The 19357-nt window shown below is 59.9% G+C and carries 31 protein-coding genes; 13 read left to right on the forward strand and 18 right to left on the reverse strand.

Annotated features, from left to right (window positions below):
* Positions 1-174 precede the first annotated feature (174 nt).
* The 18 genes from HGP14_RS02715 to HGP14_RS02800 all read right to left on the reverse strand — a co-directional run bounded on the left by HGP14_RS02715 (position 175) and on the right by HGP14_RS02800 (position 8904).
* Entirely contained in the window at positions 175-1257 is a 1083-nt protein-coding gene (locus HGP14_RS02715) for a tyrosine-type recombinase/integrase (protein ID WP_168828300.1), read from the reverse strand.
* Complete coding sequence (locus HGP14_RS02720) at positions 1257-1508, reverse strand: AlpA family transcriptional regulator (RefSeq protein ID WP_168828301.1); 252 nt, start codon at positions 1506-1508, stop codon at positions 1257-1259. The genes HGP14_RS02715 and HGP14_RS02720 overlap by 1 nt, the downstream gene beginning before the upstream one ends.
* Before the next feature lie 37 nt (positions 1509-1545).
* Positions 1546-1884 (reverse strand): HNH endonuclease signature motif containing protein, encoded by a 339-nt coding sequence (locus HGP14_RS02725; protein WP_168828302.1) that lies wholly within the window; start codon positions 1882-1884, stop codon positions 1546-1548.
* The gene (locus tag HGP14_RS02730) at positions 1881-2120 is read right to left on the reverse strand and encodes a hypothetical protein (RefSeq protein WP_168828303.1); all 240 of its coding nucleotides are present in this window, start codon (positions 2118-2120) and stop codon (positions 1881-1883) included. Before HGP14_RS02730 ends, HGP14_RS02725 begins: the two co-directional genes overlap by 4 nt.
* Positions 2117-2302 (reverse strand): hypothetical protein, encoded by a 186-nt coding sequence (locus HGP14_RS02735; protein WP_168828304.1) that lies wholly within the window; start codon positions 2300-2302, stop codon positions 2117-2119. Before HGP14_RS02735 ends, HGP14_RS02730 begins: the two co-directional genes overlap by 4 nt.
* A 220-nt stretch (positions 2303-2522) precedes the next feature.
* A complete protein-coding gene (locus HGP14_RS02740; RefSeq protein ID WP_312862087.1) occupies positions 2523-2960 on the reverse strand; it encodes a hypothetical protein in 438 nt (145 codons plus the stop codon).
* A complete protein-coding gene (locus tag HGP14_RS02745; RefSeq protein WP_168828305.1) occupies positions 2957-3481 on the reverse strand; it encodes a hypothetical protein in 525 nt (174 codons plus the stop codon). The genes HGP14_RS02740 and HGP14_RS02745 overlap by 4 nt, the downstream gene beginning before the upstream one ends.
* Positions 3474-3839, reverse strand: a complete 366-nt coding sequence (locus HGP14_RS02750; RefSeq protein ID WP_168828306.1) for a hypothetical protein — start codon at positions 3837-3839, stop codon at positions 3474-3476. The genes HGP14_RS02745 and HGP14_RS02750 overlap by 8 nt, the downstream gene beginning before the upstream one ends.
* On the reverse strand, positions 3829-4527 hold the full coding sequence (locus HGP14_RS35200; protein ID WP_205926998.1) for a hypothetical protein: 699 nt from the start codon (positions 4525-4527) through the stop codon (positions 3829-3831). Before HGP14_RS35200 ends, HGP14_RS02750 begins: the two co-directional genes overlap by 11 nt.
* Positions 4524-5078, reverse strand: coding sequence for a hypothetical protein (locus HGP14_RS02760; RefSeq protein WP_168828307.1), 555 nt, complete (start codon positions 5076-5078; stop codon positions 4524-4526). Before HGP14_RS02760 ends, HGP14_RS35200 begins: the two co-directional genes overlap by 4 nt.
* The gene (dnaN, locus tag HGP14_RS02765; protein ID WP_168828308.1) at positions 5078-6202 is read right to left on the reverse strand and encodes a DNA polymerase III subunit beta; all 1125 of its coding nucleotides are present in this window, start codon (positions 6200-6202) and stop codon (positions 5078-5080) included. Before dnaN ends, HGP14_RS02760 begins: the two co-directional genes overlap by 1 nt.
* A complete protein-coding gene (locus HGP14_RS02770; protein WP_168828309.1) occupies positions 6195-6428 on the reverse strand; it encodes a hypothetical protein in 234 nt (77 codons plus the stop codon). The genes dnaN and HGP14_RS02770 overlap by 8 nt, the downstream gene beginning before the upstream one ends.
* Positions 6415-6795, reverse strand: a complete 381-nt coding sequence (locus tag HGP14_RS02775; RefSeq protein WP_168828310.1) for a hypothetical protein — start codon at positions 6793-6795, stop codon at positions 6415-6417. Before HGP14_RS02775 ends, HGP14_RS02770 begins: the two co-directional genes overlap by 14 nt.
* Positions 6796-6797: 2 nt before the next feature.
* Entirely contained in the window at positions 6798-7115 is a 318-nt protein-coding gene (locus tag HGP14_RS02780) for a hypothetical protein (RefSeq protein ID WP_168828311.1), read from the reverse strand.
* Positions 7115-7300, reverse strand: a complete 186-nt coding sequence (locus HGP14_RS02785) for a hypothetical protein (RefSeq protein WP_168828312.1) — start codon at positions 7298-7300, stop codon at positions 7115-7117. The genes HGP14_RS02780 and HGP14_RS02785 overlap by 1 nt, the downstream gene beginning before the upstream one ends.
* Before the next feature lie 2 nt (positions 7301-7302).
* Positions 7303-7461, reverse strand: coding sequence for a hypothetical protein (locus HGP14_RS02790; protein WP_168828313.1), 159 nt, complete (start codon positions 7459-7461; stop codon positions 7303-7305).
* A 66-nt stretch (positions 7462-7527) separates the two neighbouring features.
* Positions 7528-7722 carry a hypothetical protein gene (locus tag HGP14_RS02795; protein WP_168828314.1) on the reverse strand — a complete coding sequence of 65 codons (195 nt, stop codon included), beginning with the start codon at positions 7720-7722 and terminating at the stop codon, positions 7528-7530.
* Positions 7723-8211: 489 nt separating this feature from the next.
* Complete coding sequence (locus HGP14_RS02800) at positions 8212-8904, reverse strand: XRE family transcriptional regulator (RefSeq protein WP_246704342.1); 693 nt, start codon at positions 8902-8904, stop codon at positions 8212-8214.
* 82 nt (positions 8905-8986) lie between these two features.
* Here HGP14_RS02800 and HGP14_RS02805 point away from each other — a divergent pair, with 82 nt between their 5' ends.
* The 13 genes from HGP14_RS02805 to HGP14_RS02865 all read left to right on the forward strand — a co-directional run bounded on the left by HGP14_RS02805 (position 8987) and on the right by HGP14_RS02865 (position 19354).
* Positions 8987-9217, forward strand: a complete 231-nt coding sequence (locus tag HGP14_RS02805; protein ID WP_168828316.1) for a YdaS family helix-turn-helix protein — start codon at positions 8987-8989, stop codon at positions 9215-9217.
* 311 nt (positions 9218-9528) lie between these two features.
* Positions 9529-10005 (forward strand): hypothetical protein, encoded by a 477-nt coding sequence (locus tag HGP14_RS02810; RefSeq protein WP_168828317.1) that lies wholly within the window; start codon positions 9529-9531, stop codon positions 10003-10005.
* Positions 10002-10199: a DUF6525 family protein gene (locus HGP14_RS02815; protein WP_168828318.1), complete on the forward strand. Its 198-nt coding sequence runs from the start codon at positions 10002-10004 to the stop codon at positions 10197-10199. Before HGP14_RS02810 ends, HGP14_RS02815 begins: the two co-directional genes overlap by 4 nt.
* On the forward strand, positions 10196-11716 hold the full coding sequence (locus HGP14_RS02820) for an MT-A70 family methyltransferase (RefSeq protein ID WP_168828319.1): 1521 nt from the start codon (positions 10196-10198) through the stop codon (positions 11714-11716). The genes HGP14_RS02815 and HGP14_RS02820 overlap by 4 nt, the downstream gene beginning before the upstream one ends.
* A complete protein-coding gene (locus HGP14_RS02825) occupies positions 11716-12795 on the forward strand; it encodes a phosphoadenosine phosphosulfate reductase family protein (protein ID WP_168828320.1) in 1080 nt (359 codons plus the stop codon). The genes HGP14_RS02820 and HGP14_RS02825 overlap by 1 nt, the downstream gene beginning before the upstream one ends.
* On the forward strand, positions 12788-13081 hold the full coding sequence (locus tag HGP14_RS02830; protein ID WP_168828321.1) for a hypothetical protein: 294 nt from the start codon (positions 12788-12790) through the stop codon (positions 13079-13081). Before HGP14_RS02825 ends, HGP14_RS02830 begins: the two co-directional genes overlap by 8 nt.
* A 2-nt stretch (positions 13082-13083) precedes the next feature.
* On the forward strand, positions 13084-13740 hold the full coding sequence (locus HGP14_RS02835; protein ID WP_168828322.1) for a hypothetical protein: 657 nt from the start codon (positions 13084-13086) through the stop codon (positions 13738-13740).
* Complete coding sequence (locus tag HGP14_RS02840; RefSeq protein WP_168828323.1) at positions 13737-13976, forward strand: hypothetical protein; 240 nt, start codon at positions 13737-13739, stop codon at positions 13974-13976. The genes HGP14_RS02835 and HGP14_RS02840 overlap by 4 nt, the downstream gene beginning before the upstream one ends.
* A 2-nt stretch (positions 13977-13978) precedes the next feature.
* A complete protein-coding gene (locus HGP14_RS02845) occupies positions 13979-15178 on the forward strand; it encodes a helix-turn-helix domain-containing protein (RefSeq protein WP_168828751.1) in 1200 nt (399 codons plus the stop codon).
* On the forward strand, positions 15162-15800 hold the full coding sequence (locus HGP14_RS02850; RefSeq protein ID WP_168828324.1) for a transcription termination/antitermination protein NusG: 639 nt from the start codon (positions 15162-15164) through the stop codon (positions 15798-15800). Before HGP14_RS02845 ends, HGP14_RS02850 begins: the two co-directional genes overlap by 17 nt.
* A gap of 211 nt (positions 15801-16011) precedes the next feature.
* A complete protein-coding gene (locus HGP14_RS02855; protein WP_168828325.1) occupies positions 16012-16548 on the forward strand; it encodes a phage tail protein in 537 nt (178 codons plus the stop codon).
* 170 nt (positions 16549-16718) lie between these two features.
* On the forward strand, positions 16719-17342 hold the full coding sequence (locus HGP14_RS02860) for a winged helix-turn-helix domain-containing protein (RefSeq protein ID WP_168828326.1): 624 nt from the start codon (positions 16719-16721) through the stop codon (positions 17340-17342).
* On the forward strand, positions 17342-19354 hold the full coding sequence (locus HGP14_RS02865) for a phage terminase large subunit family protein (protein WP_168828327.1): 2013 nt from the start codon (positions 17342-17344) through the stop codon (positions 19352-19354). Before HGP14_RS02860 ends, HGP14_RS02865 begins: the two co-directional genes overlap by 1 nt.
* Positions 19355-19357: the final 3 nt, after the last annotated feature.

The following is a 19357-nucleotide window of genomic DNA, read 5'->3' on the forward strand; positions in this document are numbered from 1 at the left end:
TATGCAAAGACTGCATACGCTTCTTGAAAATCCGCGTGTCGCTGGTTCGATTCCGGCTCTGGGCACCACCTCTAAAAATCACCTTTGATTTTGCTTCGCTTTTTACCTCTAAATGTCCAGAGAATTTAAACGACCCTAAAAAGCTGGACACTTTTGTTCCGGGTTTGGTCGATCCTACTCGTCGTCTTCGACCTTCCGAATAAGCCCGATTGCACTCTTTGCGAGCCGTCTCTGAGAGGCGGCTTTTGTGTATCTGGTGACCTCCTTCGAGGTCGTGTGGCCGGTCACCGACATGATCTGTTTTTCGGTTGCGCCGTTGTTCGCCATGCGTGTCGCGGCGACCTTCCGCAGACCGTGAGCCGTGCAGTGTTTCAGGCCCGCGTTGTCGCATTGCTTCCGGAACCAGTTGCCGAAGCCGGCCGATGTGAACGGCTTGTTGAATGCCGTGACGAGGAAGGTGAGATCTCCGCAAGGCGACCCGTCGATGATGGTCTGCAGCTCGGGATGGATCGGTAGTTCAAGAGTGACCGGCTTGCGGTTCCTGCCCTTGAACTGAGTGAACTTGAAGGATGCGCCCTGAATATGCTGCCGACCGAGAACGATGGCATCACTTCGGCGCTGGCTGGTGTAAAGCATCAGACCTAGCGCCAGTCGCCCCTTGGTGCCAATAGGATGAGACGCCTCGAATTGCTCGACCTCGGCTTCTGTCCACGTGTGGAAGCCCTCTGATCCTGTCTTGAAAAGGGGAACATCGCGAGCCGGATTGCTGAGAACATGTTCTGCGCCGGGTGATGTTGCCCAAGTAAATATCCCGCGCAGCGTCTTGACGCGACTATTGGCAGCCTCTGGCAAGTCCGCCTTGCGATCTCGCAAGGTGCGGACGGCGCGGGCATTAAAGGCGGAAAGGGGCATGTCCTCAAATTTGCGCTTCGAGTCCGGTTTGATCGGCTCGTCCCACATGTGCTCGACGATCTGCTTGCGGACGAGCCTCGTGCGGGCGTCGAGCTGCTTGTATTCAGCCGACTGAAAATACTCCTGGCAAAGCCAGCGGAAGGTTCCCTTCGTGGCAAGCTTCGGTCCTGCCGGCTCTTCTTTCACGTTGCCTTCGAGCGCGTCATAGTATGCCTGATTGAACTCGTCGCTGCCGGGTACGCCTGGCAGGCGGATTTTCTTCTGTCCCTTTTTGCGGAAATAGAAGCGCAGGACGCCATCCGTGGTGTCCTCGACGACATACTTGCGAGCAAACTTTTTAGGCATCAGACCTGAGTTTCCCAGTCATCATCGTCCTGGTCGGCCTCGTCACCGGGAAGCCGATCGAAGAACCGATCGAGTTTCAGCCGATCCCAGACCGTCCGTGCGTTCGGTCTTTTCGGCGACGGCATTCTGCCATCCTTGACCATTTCGTCAAACAGGCTCGTCGATACGCCAATATAGGCGGCAGCCTGCTCTCGGTTCAGGCCGCGAGGAGGGAGGGATACAGGAAGCACTTCCGCGCGCTGCTGCCTCATCGGATATCCATTTCCTTTAGCCTCTGTTTGGCGCACATCAGATCTCCTCGCAGACCATGGCAGCCTTCCGGGCTTCCCACTGGCGCAGGATGTTGCGCTTGCGGGTCACGAGCTCCAGGTGATCATCTTCCGGCCGGACGCAAAGCCGGTTGCGGCAGACGTGGTCGATTTCTTTCTTGCCGGGAATGTAGCCGTGCTCATTAGTCCACATGACGAGATGCACGGCGACGGTCTGGCCGCCGAGCGACATACGCGGATAGCCGGCGCCGCGACCGCTCTCACCGGAGGTTGGTCCTGTCCAGATCCAGCAGCCTGTTGCCTCGTCGACGTGGACGCGGGACATGATCTTTTCTCGGATCTTCGAGCGACGGCTCATCGCATCGTTCTCCAATACTCAGCCTCGACGCTCGGCACTTCGGTCCATGCCGGGATCGTCATAAGCGACCAACTGGGAAGAGGATCGAATCCTACCTCAATCATCAGCCGGAAACTGAATTCGCCCATCGGCGCCGCTGACCGCTTGAAGCAGCCGACGATGACGTGGAAGGGCCGGTTTCGATAGAAGTCACGGCCGGCGTAGATTTGGAGATGTCGAGTAATCCGGACGATCATTCGGCCTGATTCCTCTGCCGATCTGCTGTGTACGCCGCGATCAACGCCAGTCGAATGATTGACATTCGTATCCGCCGCTGCTCGTCGCTCGATACCTTGAAGTAATTTTCAGGTGGCTCGTATTGGTCGAGAACTTCGTGGGCCGCCAGGCCGGCGGCAGCTGTGATGCGAGGTTTGCTCACTTCCCTACCTCCCTTTCTGCGGGTGGTGGGGGATTGCTGCCGGACAAGTGATCGGCAAGGGCGCCGAAAAAGCCGCCGCTCTCGTTTCGAGACTTGCGACAACCGTCGCAGTGGCATCCGAGAAACCAGCTTCCCTTGCCGCGGTATTCGTGGAAGGGATCGCCATCGTTCCAGCCTGGGCAATCGCTGCGCAGGCAGATCTCGCATACAGGCTTTTTGGTCATGAGGGGCGTCCCAAAGCTTCGAGCAGCTCCTCGCCGCTGGTGACGATGTGGTTTGCCATCAGAGCCATCAGCTCGGGCTCCTCGCCGTCGTGGGTCCAGATGATCAGGCGCTTACCGCGCCCTGCAAACCAGCCGCCTTCGAGGTGAGCCGATCGGCCGCACGGCAGGAGAAGTACGCAAGTGTCCGCCCATTCCATGCCGCGAAAGTCGTTGAGATAGCCGCGCGAGGCGATCGGGTGCGTCGTCAGAAGATCGCGATACTGCTTTGCCTCCCACCCCATCCAGTCTGGATCGATTTCTGACCAGGCGAAGCCCTTAACGCCGTTCGGTGGGTTGCGGAAGTCGTAGACCTCGTGACCGGCCTCGCGGAGCATCGTGACGGCGTCGGGCTGATAGAGGTTGCGCCAAGAGGATGCGAGATAGATGCGGCTCACGATTTGCTCTCCTTTGCGGCGGCGTTCCAAGCGTCCTGGAAGGCCTGAACAGAAATGTGGATAGAGGTGATGCCATTGGCGCCTAGCTTCACAGCGGCGCCGATGGCGTTGAAAGTTCGCTGATAGGGAAACTCGACTGGCGGAGCTTCGGAGAGTGCGGCTTTCATGCCGGGCAGATCTTCGCCGAGCCCCTCGAAAGAGTAGCCAAGTTGTTTCGACCCGATGAAGGCGGCCAGATGTTCGATATGCCTGATCGCCACCTTGAGCGCTTCTGCGGTGGCAATCTGAGACCGCACCACATGAGGCGCGGGAGCTAATGCGGCGCGAACTGTTGCCTCATGATTGCGGACCAATGCCATGGCGCTAGACGCCGCTATCATCTTGAAGGTCTCGACGCGAATGAAGTCGTCGTCGCCAACGGCTTTATCCTGCTCACGGATGGCCTTCGCCAGCCGGTCGAACCATTCAGCCGCGCCCCAGTTGTCAACGCTTTGGGAAAAGAAAGACATCGGGTCAGCCATAGATGCGGCCCTCCTTGCGCTGACGCGATTTCCACTTCGCGTATTCGATGAAGGACATGCTGCTGTCGTAGCTTAGCCAGTCCTGGTAGGTTTGCTGCGATCGGGTGAGCTTCGGTGGCGCAGGGCTATTTGCGACTGCGGCGCGCTTGCCAGCTTCTGTAACCCAGAAACCATCATCGCCACCGGCCAATGGATGGTTCTTGCGCACGCCCATGTAACCGGCCTCGACAAGCGCCATGCAGTCGGCGTGGTCCATGCTGCCTTCGCCGGTGACGAAGTGATTCCGGTACATCGTGCCACGCCCGTACGGATCGAGGCCGAGCGAGTGCTGCAGGATGTGGAGCTGCTTAGCGTCCATCGGCCGAGCCCTCCGATACGGTGGCGAAAGCGACGCGATCAAGGCGCTCGATCTCAGCGATGATGAGGGCAGCAGCTCGCACGAGATCGCGGCGGCGATCCTTCGGCTTCCAGAAGCGCCGCTCCCAAGGCCAAATCTCAAGCCACGCCGACCAGCCGATGATTGGTCGACGGTCTACGGTTAGTGCAGCCGGAAGGTTGGTGGCAGCACGGGCTTCGTCGCTCACTGAGGCAAACATCGCATAGCACGCGCCAGCCAGGGCCATGCTACGATCTGCGTGGGCGTCGTCGTGTTCGGTCGTCCAGCCTTCTTTCTCCTGCTGGCGGAGCCGCTCGGCGATCACGTCGAACATTGCGGTGGCGGAGCCGTGAAGGCCGAAATCCGGCCCCGCCACATGCTTTGCGGCGGGCGTGGGTTCTGTTAAATCCCCGAATGGCGACCCATAGCTCAGGGGAAGAGCGCTAGTCGTTGTGCTAGAGGCCTCCGGTCGAGACGGAGTGGGTTCGCCACCCATCACTTGTGTCTGGGGCGGTGGCGTATCGCTCTCGATGACGGCGACATGGCCGGCGTAGAAAGCGCGTAGCATCTGGTTGGGGTGATAGAGCGGGCGTCCCGCATCGTCGCGCTTGTGGACTGGCTGGCGGGACAGATAGCGCTCTGCAGCCGCGATCATCACTTCGTCGCTCATGTGTGTGTTTTCCATGCTTCAAAGTCGCTTCGGAAATCGATCCAGCGGCGGCGCGCGGCCGGATCTGTGTTGAGTTCGCCGCGGGACTGGACCCGCAGGATGTTGCGGACAGAGACGGCGATGCGCTCAGCGTCGGCGACATCGGGCAGCTGGTAACGCTCGACGAGAAAACGGCGGAACAGCCGGTCATTGCATTTAATGCCGCAGTCTCTGGCCCAATCGGTGTGAAGTTCCATTTCCTGCCGTTGGCGTTTGGCATGTCGGCGCTCGATGACGCGCGGGTCTTCGGGCGGACTGAGGCTGCGTACTTTCTCGGATGCGCGCTTTAGCAAGCGCAGCAGGAAGGCAATGTCCTCATGTGCGTGCAGCAGGAAATCGCGATCGAGATAGCCACAGTCCGGCGCCAGCTCGGCAATCTGGACATGCGACGTGTTCGCGACAATGACTGCGTGCAGCTCCGTGCCGCCGCGCCCGAGCTGCCAGTCTCTACTGGCATCGGCATGACGCTGTCTGATGGAAGCGAGGCGCGCGGTGTCAGCTGCAGAGGCCATCAGAACCTCTTCGGCATAAGCAGATAGAGCTCGTTGCTCTCGATGGTTGGCTTGAAGATCGCAGGCGATCCGGCGTCCAGCATCCAGACTTCCACATCTTTCGACGGGATGCTTTGGAGCATATTCACCAGATACTTGCCGTTGAAGCCGATCTCGATCTTCTCATCGTCATATTCGGCGCCGATATCCTCAGCTGCCTCTTCGCCTTCTTGGGTCGTCAGCGTCATGTTCAGCGCGTTGCCGCTGAATCCAAGCCGAACAGTGTCCTTGCCGAGATCTTTGGAAACCAGGCAGACGCGCGAGATCGCGCTGCTGAAGCTGTCGACCGGCAAAATCGCGCGCCTGGCGTTGCTCTGCGGGATGATGCGCGCATAGTCCGGATATGTGCCGTCGACCAGTTTGGTGATGAAAACGACACCTTCTGTCTGCACGCGCAGCATCACATCGGACACGGTCAGTCGCGCTTTCACCTTCCTATCGCCAAATAGCTTCGCCATCGACTTCACAGCTTTTAGCGGAATGATGGGCGGCTTGAATTCCTGAACCTCTTCGGCCTCGACGCGCGCTATGGCAAGGTTGTGACCGTCGCACCCGACGACCGCGAGGCCGCGACCATCCTTGTGCGGATGAACAAAAACGCCCGCGAGGTAAGGGCGCGATTCATCCTGCTTCGCGGCATAGGTCACCTTGCCAATCGCACTCATCATCGGCGCCAGATCTATGTCGAAGGCGACACCTTTGATCTTGTCTGCCAGCGTCGGGAAGTCACCTTCCGGAAGGGACAACAGCAGGAAGCGAGAGCGGCCGGCCTGAATGCGGACCTGACCAGAAAAGCTGCCGGCGGCAAATTCGATCTCGGCGGTCTCCGGCAGCTTGCGCACGATGTCCCGCAGGTCGGGACCCGACAGTGTCAGTGCGTCTCCTGTACCGCCGGCCAGCAGTTCGCACGATGTCTGGATTTCGACCGCAAGATCCGTGGCACTAAGGTGCAGATCGTCACCTGAGGGCCGCAGGAGGACATTACCAAGAATCGGGATGGTCGCCTTGGTGTCGACGGCCTCGGAAACCGCATCGAGTGCCGGCAGGAGCTGAGAGCGATGTACGCGGAAATAGACATCAGCCATGGGCGCTGGCTCTCTCAGTGCCGCACATCTGGGCGATCCGAAGTTCGGTGGACGGGGGGGCAAGCTCGTACCTGCTGCCGAACATGTCGTAGATCATCTGCAGGATCTCGACCTTCGGCGCGCCATCAGCGACGGCACGATAAAGCCGCTGCACCTCGACGTCATCGACGATGATATCGGCGATCTCAGTCTCAATCTCATCACCGCATTCGCTACATACCGGCATGATGCCCTCCAGAAATATTCGGATACCGGCTGGCGATCGTCGCCAAATGCATGCTGTTGCGCGGAAGCGAGAGTGGGCGGAGCTCGAAGCCCTTGCCCATCATGAAAAACTCGCGGGTAAAGGTGACGCGGTCGGCCTTCAGGACAACGTCCTGCTTGGTCGGCTCGGGCGCGATCTCGCGCTCAAAGGCCTCGGTCCTGATGACAGTGCGCGTGCGGGCTTCAATGAGGCCGTGGCGTATCAGCTCGCGGCGGATCGCAGGCACGCCGACACCATAGGTCTCTGCGATGCCTTCGATGGCGACACCCGCGTTGATGTGCGCCGCAAGTTCCTCGCGGTCGTTCGGTATTTTTCGTTTCCACGGCATGGCTATTCTCCGTTGACTTGAAGCCACTGGCGAACGGCGCGCGACAGATCCGCGTCGCGGTTCGAACTGCAAAGGTTGATAAGATTGACGATGGCAGGCAGCGCCGCGCGTAGCGTCTCGCCGTCGATCAGGGCGTCGCCCTCATGCAGCGGGTCATGATGGCGGAGGCGACAGATGGCGCTCATCAGGTCACGGTTCACGAGCGCCAGTCGGTCGGCCGCCGACAGGACCTGGTTGAATTGAAATTCTTCCATCTCGCGGTCTGTCTCGACGATGCGCAGGCGCGGCGGATCACCAGGTGGAAACTGCACGATCTCCATCACATGTCCCTCCAGGGGCAGTGGTCCCACGTGTCGTCGATTTGCAAACGGCGCAGGCGGCGGAATTCCGCGGAGCGCAGAACGAACTTGATGCCCTTGCCGATCAAGATCGCCGTACCGTAGAGCGCGCCGGCGGCAGCTACAGCGCCAAGGCCGATGAAGAGTGGTGCAATGTCGCTTTCCATGATCAGGCCTGCAGGACGATGGCGACAAGAACGATCGCGACGATTAGAACGAGGGCCAGCTCGGCGCGCACCTGGCGGGCAACCGATGTCCTCGGCGGGATGAAGCTGCCGAACTCCGGCATGGCTGCTGCCTTCACTGCTATTTTCGGGATTGCCTGCATGTGAAACCCTCCATCCGTTTCGGAACCCGCCGCGCTTCTGGTCGCGGCGGTGACCGAAGCGGATGGTTAGGCCACGCGCCGGAGAGTGCTTCGCGCGAAAAGCACGGAAGCGTCATGGCTGTGACGGGTGATCTCCTCATCGGTATATCCGTGGTCGAGAAGATCCTGCTTGGTCAGACCCTCGCCGCGTTCGCGGGCAAGCTCTGCCATTTCGGCGGGGATGTTGCGCGCGACGATGGGGTTGTAGCTCTTGGCCTGCATGTGCTCTCCATTTTTCTAAAACCTCCCGGTGGTCGCCGCTGCTCGGGAGGAGGATGAGCAGCGGCGCGCCCCACGGCGGCCCGGATGGGAGGAGGAGACCGGACCCGAGTATGGAAAGCACAGCTTTAATCTGCGTGCAAGCAAAACTTTCAATCGGGTTTTAGGATTCCGGCTGGACTCAGCGAACAAAAGAATCAATTATGAGAACGCAAAGAGAACAAAATAGGGAGAAAGGAATGAGGAAAGAGGCCTGCTTGAAGGATGCAGCCTGCTTGGCGATCGAATGTCGCGACTGTGGTCACTCTCGCTGGCGGAAGCCTCAAGAGCTTTATAGGCTGGGGATTGGAGCAACAACTCGCGTGTCGGACCTAGGGCGTCGCATGTTCTGCTCCGAATGCAGAAGCTCGGGCCTGCCGGCGAAAAATATTGCGATCGAGGTTATGTTTGTGACGCAAGAAGCCCGGCGGGACGCCGAGCTGTTTGCGTTATCTAGAAGCCCAATAGCTCGCGCTGCGGGATGATGCGCCAGATATTCTTCAACGAGTAGGCGTTGAAGGTGACAGTTTCAGCGGGGTTGTATTGCTCGCAAATCAATTCGGCCTGCGTTCGGCGAATGAGCTTTTTCACGTAGGCTTTTCCGTTTGTCTCTCCCTGATCCGGGTACATTTCAATGAGGACATGATCGCCCGGAACCGGAGTTCGGCCGCCGCAATACAGGAGTTCGCCAGGGTCGTAGCGAGGGACCATGCTCGTGCTGAGAATATGGATCGCAAAGACATTGGTAAGATGGGCAATTCCTGGTGGCCGACGCGCTAAGCCAGTCACCTCCCCATTGAGCGAGAAATCTCCATCGTCTCCACCGACGGCAGATCCAAGGATCTTGACATCCATCGGGCCGAAGTTTGGCGCAGACGGTTCGGTAACGATCTCCGCATCATTGCGTGCGGTCGAATCGCGAAAGACAACTTCACCTCGACCTAAGGCGGCCGGATCGAGTCCAAGAAACTCTGCCGTTTTCAACAGGTTTTCAGTCGACGGCAAATTCTCTCCGCGCTCCCAATTTCCGACTGCCACGACGCTGGTCTTAAGAGCGTCAGCAATCGCTTGCATTGGCAAGCCTTTTTGCTTTCTGGCGCTGCGGATCGCGGCGCCCACTGCACTGGTTTTGTCGTTCTTCTTCATATCAGCATTTGTAAGCGATACTTGTAGAGCGTCCATGTAAGAGTACCTTGCATAAAAATATAAGTTATGCTTTCTATCGGGCATGGAAAAAGAACAAGCGTGTCTGGATGCCCTGATAGAAGCTCGCCTCGCCGCCGGCGGATCGAGCGCGATTGCGCGTTCCTTGGGTCATCTAACGCCTCAGGCTGTATTGCAGTGGCGAGCCGTGCCAGCAGATCGCGTTCTCGACGTGGAGAAGATCTCCGGGATTTCTCGTTATCGATTGCGTCCGGATGTTTTTGGCCTCGCTCCCCGATCGGAGGAGGCCGCATGACCTTTCTTTCCGGCGGAATAAACCATGGGCTGCAAGAGGCGCGCAACTCACCTTTTGGGAGTAGTGGCGCATTGATTTGCGGCAATGGACCGTCTCCGCTTCAGCACGGCCGTTCACCCCGCGCCAACTCGCGCCGGACTGGCGGACCTTCACTGTCCGGCGCGCTTTCTTTTCTGAGTGCTGTTCCGTCGTTCGTCCAGCCATGCGGTCCTCCGTGATTTGCTGACGAACGACCAGTAAGGCGCGCGAGCGCGCCGATCATGGAATCCTTTTGGTTTTTTCTTTCCTTGACTTGTTCGGAGGGTGTTTTCGTGCGCCGTTTTTCTGAGGCCGATTATTTTTCGCTGAAGCGTGTGCTCGACGTGGCCTATGAAATGGCCGGCGGAAACACGCTTTTCCAGCATGTCACGCGCGTCGTCGTCTCGCAGCTCTCGAAATATGCTTCGACCGACGAGGACTGCCACAAGACATTCATGCCGATCGATGTCGCGATCGACCTCGATCTGGCGGCCAAGAAGCCGATCGTCACGGCCAAGATGGCGGAGCTTCTGGGCTACCGGCTGGAGCGGCTTGAACACGCTATCGAAACCGCCGAACCGCTTTCCGAGAAGGACGCGCTCGCCATCATGGATGAGGCGACGGCGCTCTGGCAGATGGTGCGCGCCGCCTATGCCGACGGTCGTGTCGACGCCCTGGAGAAGAAGCAGCTTCGCCTGAAGCTGCATGAGCTGATCCGTGCGGCGCAGACGATCATCAGCAAGCTCGACGACTTGGATGTGGCGCGATGAACATCCTTGCCGTCAAGAGCTCCGCCGAAGCCATGAGAGCCTTCGACAGCTTGCCGAAACCGCTGCGGCAGGCGATTGCCGCCGCTGCCTTCGCCTACGATCCGCGTGAGATCGCCGCCCGCATCGCAAAGGGTCGCCGTCCGGAAACGATCTTGCGCGGCATCGTCCGCTATCAGCGGAGGGCGGCGCAGTGAACCAGCATATGACCAAGGGCGAGCGCTCGCGCGCCATTCTCGAGGCGGCGGTGCAGAACGGTTCGTTCCGCAGCTCCGGCAGCAACGAGCGGCAGGTTTGCGCGTCACTGAATGGCAAGCGGCTTCTATCTCGCGACAAGAAGGATGCGGATCTTTGGTATCCGACCGAGCAGGCGAAGAAGCAGGCTGCCAAGTTGCAGCCTGAGACGGGAAACCCCACAGCTGAGCAGCCTGACAGCCGAGTCGCCATCTGGCGTGACATTGATACGATCGAGATCGGCAGTCGCCTGCGCCTCGCCGACCAGGCGAAGGTCGACGCGCTGAAGCCCTCCTTCCAGCAGATCGGGCAGCAGACGCCGATCACCGTGCAAGGTGCAGAGGCTGACGCGATGGTCAGGCTCTCCGCCGGTCTGCACCGGCTGGAAACGGCGCGGCAGCTCGGCTGGAAGAAGGTGCTTTGCTTCCACCAGTCCTTCGATGACCTTGATCGCGAGCTCTGGGAGATAGACGAGAATCTTTGCCGCTCCGAACTGACGCCCGCTGATCGGGCGTTGTTCATCGCGCGGCGAAAGGAAATCTATCTCGAAAAGCATCCTGAGACGGCGCAGGGCGTAGCTGGCGGCAAGGCACGGCAGAATTCAGCAAGCGACAAGTTGTCGTTTGCTGCGCAGACCGCCGAGGCAACAGGCCGCGACCAGCGGACAGTCCAGCGCGATGCGTCGCGCGGCGAGAAGATCGCCGACATGGCGCTTCACCGGGTGCGTGGTACCCGCCTGGATAACGGTGCTTTCCTCGATCGCCTCAAGCAGATCCCTGAGGACAAGCAGATTCTTTACGTCGAGGCAGCGCTCGACGAGGAGAAGCGGAAGGCCGCCGACGTTAAGGAGAACCGCCGCAAGCTGGCAGAGGTCCGTCACAGCGTGCGGCTGACGCACATGGCGCACGTGCAGGCAAACGGCGCGGCGACGGCCGGACAAGTCACTAAGCGATTCCCGATCATCTACGCCGATCCGCCGTGGCAATTCGGCGTGCGCTCGGAAGTGACTGGCCGCGACAAGAGCGCCGAGAACCACTATCCGACCATGCCAACGGGTGCGATCTGCGATCTCTTCGCCGAGATCGGTTCGCCCGCAAAAGCAGACGCCGTACTTTTCCTCTGGGCCACGAACCCGATGTTACCTGACGCGCTGCGCGTCATGGAGGCGTGGGGATTCACCTATGTCCATCACTGGATATGGGACAAGGAAGTGGCTGGAACCGGCTACTGGGGCCGCGACCGCCACGAGCTTCTGCTGATAGGCAAGAGGGGAAATCCGGTCGCGCCGCTGCCTGGCACCCAGCCGCACACCGTGCACCGCGAGGCCAAGGGGCGACACAGCGCCAAGCCCCTTTATTTCGCAGAGCGGATCGAGGCGCTTTATCCCGGCATTCCCAAACTCGAGCTGTTCTGCAGGACACCTCGCGATGGCTGGGAAGCATGGGGCTTCGAGGCCGCCACTGAGAGCGAGGTGGTTTGATGGCCCGTGCGCTCTCAGATGCGGCTGTCGACGATGCGATCCGGGCGCATGCTCCCGTAGCGATTGGCGTTTCCGGCGGGAAGGACAGCCAAGCCGCTGCGCTAGCGCCATTCCGCTACCTCGACGCAATGGGGCATGCTGGCGAACGGCTCTTGGTCCATGCCGATCTCGGATCGGTTGAGTGGAAAGACAGCCTGCCGACATGCCAGCGCCTGGCGGATTATCTTGGCGTCCCACTGCTCGTCGTCAGCCGCAAGGCTGGTGGCCTCATGGAACGCTGGCGTTCCCGGTGGCAGTCCAGCGTCGAACGATACGAAGCGCTCAGCACTGTCGCTCTCGTACCGTGCTGGTCTACGCCCAAGATGCGCTTCTGCACGTCGGAACTAAAAACTCACGTCATCACTGCGGCGCTAAAGAAGCGCTTCGGAAAGCAGCTTGTCGTCAATGTCACCGGCATTCGCCGTGACGAGAGCAGTCGGCGAGCACGATCGACAATCTCGGATTTGAGTGACGATAGCCTGCTCCTCAGTTGGCGGCCAATTCTCGATTGGAGCGTGCAGGACGTATTTTCCTCCATCGACGCAAGCGGCATCGATCCGCACCCGGCATATCGGGTCTTTGGCATGAGCCGCGTCTCCTGCCGCTTCTGCATCATGTCGAACATCGACGACCTGACCGCAGCCACGGCACAAGAGGAGAGCCATGATCTTTATCGAGACATGGTTGACCTCGAATGCGATAGCTCATTTGCGTTCCAGGGCTCACGGTGGCTCGGCGATGTCGCGCCTCATCTCCTGACTGAGGCACTGCACGAGCGACTTCATATTGCGAAATCGACCGCCGTGTTTCGCCAGAAAATCGAGGCCGCGATCACCAAGGACATGCTCTACGTGAAGGGCTGGCCGGTTCGCATGCTCTATGATTACGAGGCTGATTTGCTCGCGTCGATCCGCTGCGAGGTGTCGGCGCTCTTCGGCTTCAATGCCTCCTGCCTTGATCGAGACAGTATCCACGCTCGCTACGCGCAGCTGATGGCGGATAGAGAGCATAAACAATCAGCGGAGCTCGCCTATGTCTAGCTCCTTCCTCCCGACCGTCGAACACCTTGCCTCGCTGCACTCTGCTCCTGCGCAAGCCGATTGGCTCTTCCGTTGCCCGGACGGTGTCTACGCGCGCAGCCATTCTGAAATCCGTGCCGTGCTCGCCGCTTCCAATTTCAAGGCGGCAATCACTTACGCCGACGTGCGGCTGGCGGCAGTCAACCAGGTGCGAACGTTCGAGGGGCGCCTTCCAGTTCAAATCGAGGCAGCGCTGGCGATTGCCGCGCTGGAAATGAGGGTCGCGGCGGCGGCCAGAGGGGATTGAGAATGAAACCGCTTCGCGTGCTTATCGGCTGCGAAACTTCGGGGCGCGTCCGCAGGGCATTCGATGCGCTCGGCCACGACGTATGGTCCTGCGATCTTCTGCCTTCGGTCGACGGCAGTAACCGGCACATCATCTGCGATGTTCGTCAGCTTTTGAATGACGGCTGGGATTTGATGGCAGTCATGCATCCACCCTGTACTCGGCTTTGCAATTCGGGCGTTCGATGGCTGACGAAGCCGCCGCAGGGCAAGACGCTTGAGCAGATGTGGGCAGACCTCGACGAGGGTGCGGGACTGTTCTCGGATTGCTGGAATGCGCCGATCGAGCGGATCGCGATTGAAAATCCGGTCATGCATCGGCATGCCAAGGAACGCATCCGCAACTATCAGTCCCCAGCCCAGACTGTGCAGCCGTGGTGGTTCGGCGAACAGGCACTGAAAGCGACCAGTTTCTATCTGAAGGGGTTACCGAAGCTTGTCGCCACCAACAAGCTAACGCCTCCGGCTGCGGGCACGGTCGAGCGGAACAGTTGGGCGCGCGTGCACAGAGCGCCGCCTTCGGCTGATCGTTGGCGGCTGCGATCCGAAACCTATCAGGGCATTGCCGACGCGATGGCTGAACAGTGGGGCGGATTCGCGCTGAAGCAGGTGGCTGCATGATCTGGCGGCAGGAAGCTTACCGTGCCGTTCTGCAAACCGGCGATGTCGATATCGGCGCGGTCTACCCGCCGGTCGGCAGCGGGCGCATGTGGCGCTGGCGAGCATGGGTGACGGCGAGCGGCCATGTCTCTGCCGGTCGGGAGCGAAGCGAACAGCTGGCGAAACAACAGGTGGAACGCAGGTTTCAGGCGTTCATGAACGCGGCGCGGCTTCAGCCGGCGGGCGGTGATGCATGAGCATGGAACCGGATCATGGGGCAATCTCGCGCGCCTGGTCGTGGCGCCACGCTATCGCCAAGTCTGGACTACCAGCCACCACGCGGCTGGTGCTGCACACGCTCGGGCTAAAAATGGATGCAACGGGCGGCTCCTGCTACCCGCCGATTTCGGAGATCGTCGAGCTCAGCGGCCTTGATAAGAAAACTGTCCTGAAGCACCTCGAAATTGCCGAGGAAAAAGGCTGGATCGAGGTGTCGCAGCACGGGTTCCGGGGCCAGAAATGGAAGCGCAACGAATATGTCGCGCGCTGGCCTGGCCGTGACCTGATCGGAGAGGCAGCCAACACCGCCGACGAGGAAGGTGGTGGAGCGGTTCCACCGCCTTCTGTCGCCGCAAAGGTGGTGGAACTGGTTCCCGAAGGTGGTGGATTTGGTTCCCAAAAGGTGGTGGAGCAGCTCCACCAAGATAAGAATCTTCCAGATAACTCTCCAGCTAATTCTCCATCCGCATCCGCGGGAGAGGGAGGTTTGAACAGGGTTGATCGAAAGAAGGTCGAGCACGCCTTCACGCTCTGGTACGCCACCTGGAACAAGGGCGATGTCGAGTTTGCCCGGAACGCATGGTTTGCCCTTTCACAAGAAGATCGCGCCGAATGCATTGAGCGGACGCCGAACTACCTGCGATGGGCCAAACCCTCTGAGCGGATGGCAGCGGCCGTCTACCTCAAGAATCGCCATTGGCGCGACATGCCGGAACTGCGGCCGGAGAGCGAGCGGACGGTGCTGCACAACGCCTACAGCAAGGCTTGGAGCGCGAGACGCTTCTTCGAGCTGGCGGCCGATCCGGCTGAGCCTCCCGTTCCTCCAACCCGATTCCAGATGATGGAGCTGCAGAAAGGGGGAGAAGCGGCGGAGAAAGTGAAGCGCGAGCGCCGTCTCGCCTACGGATGGCCGAAGGTGATCAACATGCATCGCCGTGCGGAGATGGCCGAAGGCGTGACGGTCACGCCTTGGCTGGTGAAGCTCTCGGAGGGCTTCGTTGGCGTCCATCGCGATAGTGAGCTGGCGGCAAGATGGCGCAGGCTGCATGAGCAGTATGGGTGGCCGCCACTGCCTGAAAGGGTGGAGTGGCTCTTCTTCCCGCCGGGAGAGCCGGAGCAGGCCGTAGCGGATTTCAGAGAGGCAACCACGAAGGAACGGGGCAATGATGATGCAGCATAACAAGTTTGAGGGTGTTCCCGTTGGTGAGGCTCGTGGCGAGCGTTTTGAAGAGCGCATGCGCCGAATCAGGACCGATATGCTGATTGCCGCGAAGCTGCGCGCGCGCGATGATTCGCCGTGGTTTGCTGCTCGTGTAATGTCTGGACGCGAAATTGCTGTGAAAGACTCACTTGAAGAAGCGGCAATTGAGGCCTGCGTTCCGATGAGGAAGGGGCCGGAATACCGTCGCAGAGGGCGCGTTATTCCCGCGAAAATGATACCGGTGATGACCGGATACGTGCTCGTCCGATTCATACCAAGCGACGAGGCATTCATCAGTTTGCGATCTTTTGATCACGTAATCGGGATGCTCGGAAGTAGCGATGGACCCCACCCAATCCTCAACAGTGAGGTCAACAGATTCAAGGCTCTAGCAGACGAAGGTCAGCTGGATTGGGAGCGTCCGACTGTTGTGTTTCGTAAGGGTGAAAAGGTCAGGATCAATGAAGGGCCATTTGCTTCCTTCTGCGGTGAAGTGGTTTCTTGCCGTGGTGACGGCAAGGGTGACGCGGTAGTCGAGATGAGCTTGTTCTCGGGAACAACGCCAGTGCTGATGCCTCTTGCAATCCTCGAAAAGGTGTGAATACAAATCGCTCCACGGATGATCCGATGATCCAGCAGTGAGCCCCTGAAAACGCCGTAGCAGGCGGGAACGAAAGTTCTGGGGTCGGTACACCGGTCGGACCCCGCCTTGACGGCTTCACCTTCGAAGCGCCGATTCAGGGTAAGTGCTACTGCTATGACCAGATGAAAGATGAGGCGGCCTAACGGTCGCCTTCGTTGCATCTAGAGATATGACCGCTGAACTAAAGTTCGACGCCTCCGAAATCCTCAACCTGTCGCGTGCGATCCGCGCGCTGCCGGAAGCCATCAAGACGAAGGCGATGGCAAGCGCCATGCGCCGCATGCGCGAGATGGCGAGGACGCGGATCGTCAGGCGTAGTGCCGAGCACACGAAGCTGCCGCAAGGTGTCGTCCGTAAGGTGACGACGGCGCGCTTCAATGCTGGAGGCAATACGCAGGACATCATCGTCAAGTCGGGTTGGGTACATCTCTACAAGCTGGGTGCGACGCAGACGTCGCGTGGCGTCCGGGTGCGAACGCGCGGTTCATATGCTCATGCCTTTCTGGCCGAAATGGATAGCGGCCACCGGGCCGTGGCCATGAGGGTCGGCGACAAGCGCCTGCCGATCCGCGAACTGTTCGGGCCGAACCCGGCGCATGCGATCACCAACAACCCCGAGGTCTACCTCGACGTGCTGGCCGAGATCATTCAGGAGAACCTCGCGCCGCGCGTCCTTCACGAGATCGAACGGTTGCTCCCTCGGTGACGTGGGCCGGGCGCCCCCGGCCCCCCTCATGGGTCCTTCCCCGACCCCCCTCCCAAGCGGGCCGGGACGACCCCGAAATTTCGCTAGTGAAGCGCTACAAAATCCTGACCTGACAAGCCTGACAACGGCCTGTCGGACCTGACGCAACCGGGCAAATGACGCAGAGATCGATGACCATCCTGACTGAACAGACGGGACCGGCGAGCGATGGCCTTTGGGTGACAGTTGCGGAACTGGCACGGCGGAAGAACATCACGCGGCAGACAGCATCTGAGAAGATTGCTCGTCTCGAAAAAGATGGGCTGCTGCAGACCCGCAAGGATGGCCGCTCCCGCCTGGTCGAGCTGGCAACTTTCGATCGGCTGATCGGCGAAACCGGCGACGCGTTCAAAGAGCAGTCAGCGCAAACAAAGCGCGCCGCGCAGATCGCGGCGACACCGCTTCGGGATTCGCAGGCTGACAAGGTCCTCTATGAAGCCAAGCTGAAAGCGCTCGATTTCGGCGAGCGCACTGGCCAGCTGGTGCCGCTGCAAGGCGACCATGGGATCGAGGCAGCGCTGGTGAAGGTCAGCGACAAGATCGTGCGGGATCTTGGGGCTCCGATGAACTGGGTGACTGATCTGATCGAGGCAGCGCGGAATGGAGGTGAGCCGGCCCTTCGCCGCGTGATGCAAGGAAAAATCCGAGATCTGCGCAAGGCGGTTGCAGAACACCTGATGGAACTGGCTGGCGAAGCGAACGAGGCGGAGCGGTCTGGGATCCAGGTGGACATCCACTTCGAGGGCGACGAGTAATGCGGATCAGTCTTCGCAAATCTGCGGTGGCTGTTATCGCCTCGGCACTTGGCGCCGCGATCATGCCTCCGGAGCAGGTTGGCGCCGTCGAGTATGCTCGGCAGAACATGGTCGTTCCTGATGGTCCACGCGCCGGGCAACTCTGGGATGACAGTCTGACGCCGCATATCCGTGAACCCCTCGCAATGACCATGCTCGAAAGCGGGGTTAACGAGATCGCGGTCAGGAAGTCGGCGCAGACCGGCTTCACGACGCTGCTGATGGCGGCGGTCTGCCATACTATTGCGCAGGACCCCTGCCGCATGATGGTCGTGCAGCCGACGACTGGCGCGCTTTCGGAATTCAACCGAGAAAAGCTCTCGGTAATGATCCAAGGTTCGCCGTCCCTGCGCAAGCTTGTCCGCGACCAGACGAGCCGCTCGGGCGAAGGCTCGACGGCTCAGTCCAAGCGGTTTTCCGGCGGTTCGCTGAAACTGGCGATCGCCAACTCTGCGGCGGATCTTCGCTCCTCGACGATCCGCAAAGCTTTCCTCGACGAGATAGACGAGTATCCGGACGATCTCGATGGGCAGGGCGATCCGCTCGGTATGGTGGCTGCACGTCAGGTCAGCTTCCTGATGTCGGGAGACTGGCTGCGCGTTTACATTTCGACGCCAACCGTAAAGGGGTCGTCGAAGATCGACGAGAAGTTCCTGGCTGGAGATCAGCGCTACTGGCGCATGCCGTGCCCCGGATGCGGTTCTAAATTCAAATTCGAGTTCGACCGCAAATACTTCAAGTTCAACGACGAGTTTCCGCACGAACCATTTTATGCAACGCCTTGCTGCGGTTCGGTCATCCTGCCGCACGAAAAGGTGGCGCTCTATCGGAAGGGTGAATGGATCCCGGAGGCGAGCCGGCCGGGAGCCTACCCTTCTTATCATTTCGATGCGCTGACTTCGCCGCTGGTACCCTGGGAACAGATCGCGGCCGAGTTCGTCCAGTGCAGCGGCGATCCGCAAAAGCTGAAGGTCTTTTTCAACCTGGTTCTCGGCCTTGCGTTCGATATGAAGGGCGATGCACCCGACCATGTCCGGCTAATGGAGCGCCGAGATGATGACCTGAAACGGGGCCACATCCCGGCGCAGGGATTGGTCTTCGTTGGCACTGCGGACGTGCAGATGGCCGGCATCTGGTATCTGTTCAAGGCGTGGAGCGCGGATCGCCAGACCTGGCGCGTCGACGCTGGTTACATCGAAGGTGCCACCGATGATCCTCATGCCGGCGCTTTCGTGAAGCTGGAAGAACTTCGCACCAAGCAGTGGCCGGACGCCTTCGGACGAACACGAGCCGTCGACGTTTTCGGAATTGACTCCGGCTACCGCTCGCATGTCGTTTACACCTGGTGCCGTGGCAAGGCAGGCGTCTTTGCGTTGGACGGTCTCGACGGTTGGCAGCGGCCCGCGATCGGCCAGCCAAAGCCGGTCGACATCAACTTCAACGGCAAGCGCATACGCAATGGATGCATGCTGTGGGGTGTCGGCACCTGGTCTCTGAAGGGCGCCTTCTACGCGAACCTCAGGAAAGAGGGCCGAAAAGCGGGAAAGGAATTCGATCCGCCGGGCTATTGCCACTTCGGCCATTGGATGGACGAAGTTTACTTCCGGCAGATCACTTCCGAATATCTCGGAACTGAGAGGTTCAAAGGGCGATCTCGACAGAAGTGGATACCGCGCGCCGGTTACGAGAACCACCTTCTGGACTGCGAAATTTACGGAGACGCGCTCGGCGACTATCTCGGGATCTCGCGAATGACCCCGGATGAATGGCGCCATCTGGCCGCTATGCGCGGTGTTCCAGATACGGTCGTTGATCCGGACATGTTCGCCCCGGCGCCGCTACTCGCTGCGAAGCAAGTTGCCATGCAGCCGGCGTCAGCATCGCCGGAAGCAGAAACCACAGCGGAACCACGCTCATCGATCCGCGATGACGATAGCTGGTATCCGTCCGAAGGCTCCTTTTGGGATCGTTGAACC

It is taken from the genome of Rhizobium sp. P32RR-XVIII, assembly GCF_012641395.1.
Taxonomy (GTDB): domain Bacteria; phylum Pseudomonadota; class Alphaproteobacteria; order Rhizobiales; family Rhizobiaceae; genus Rhizobium.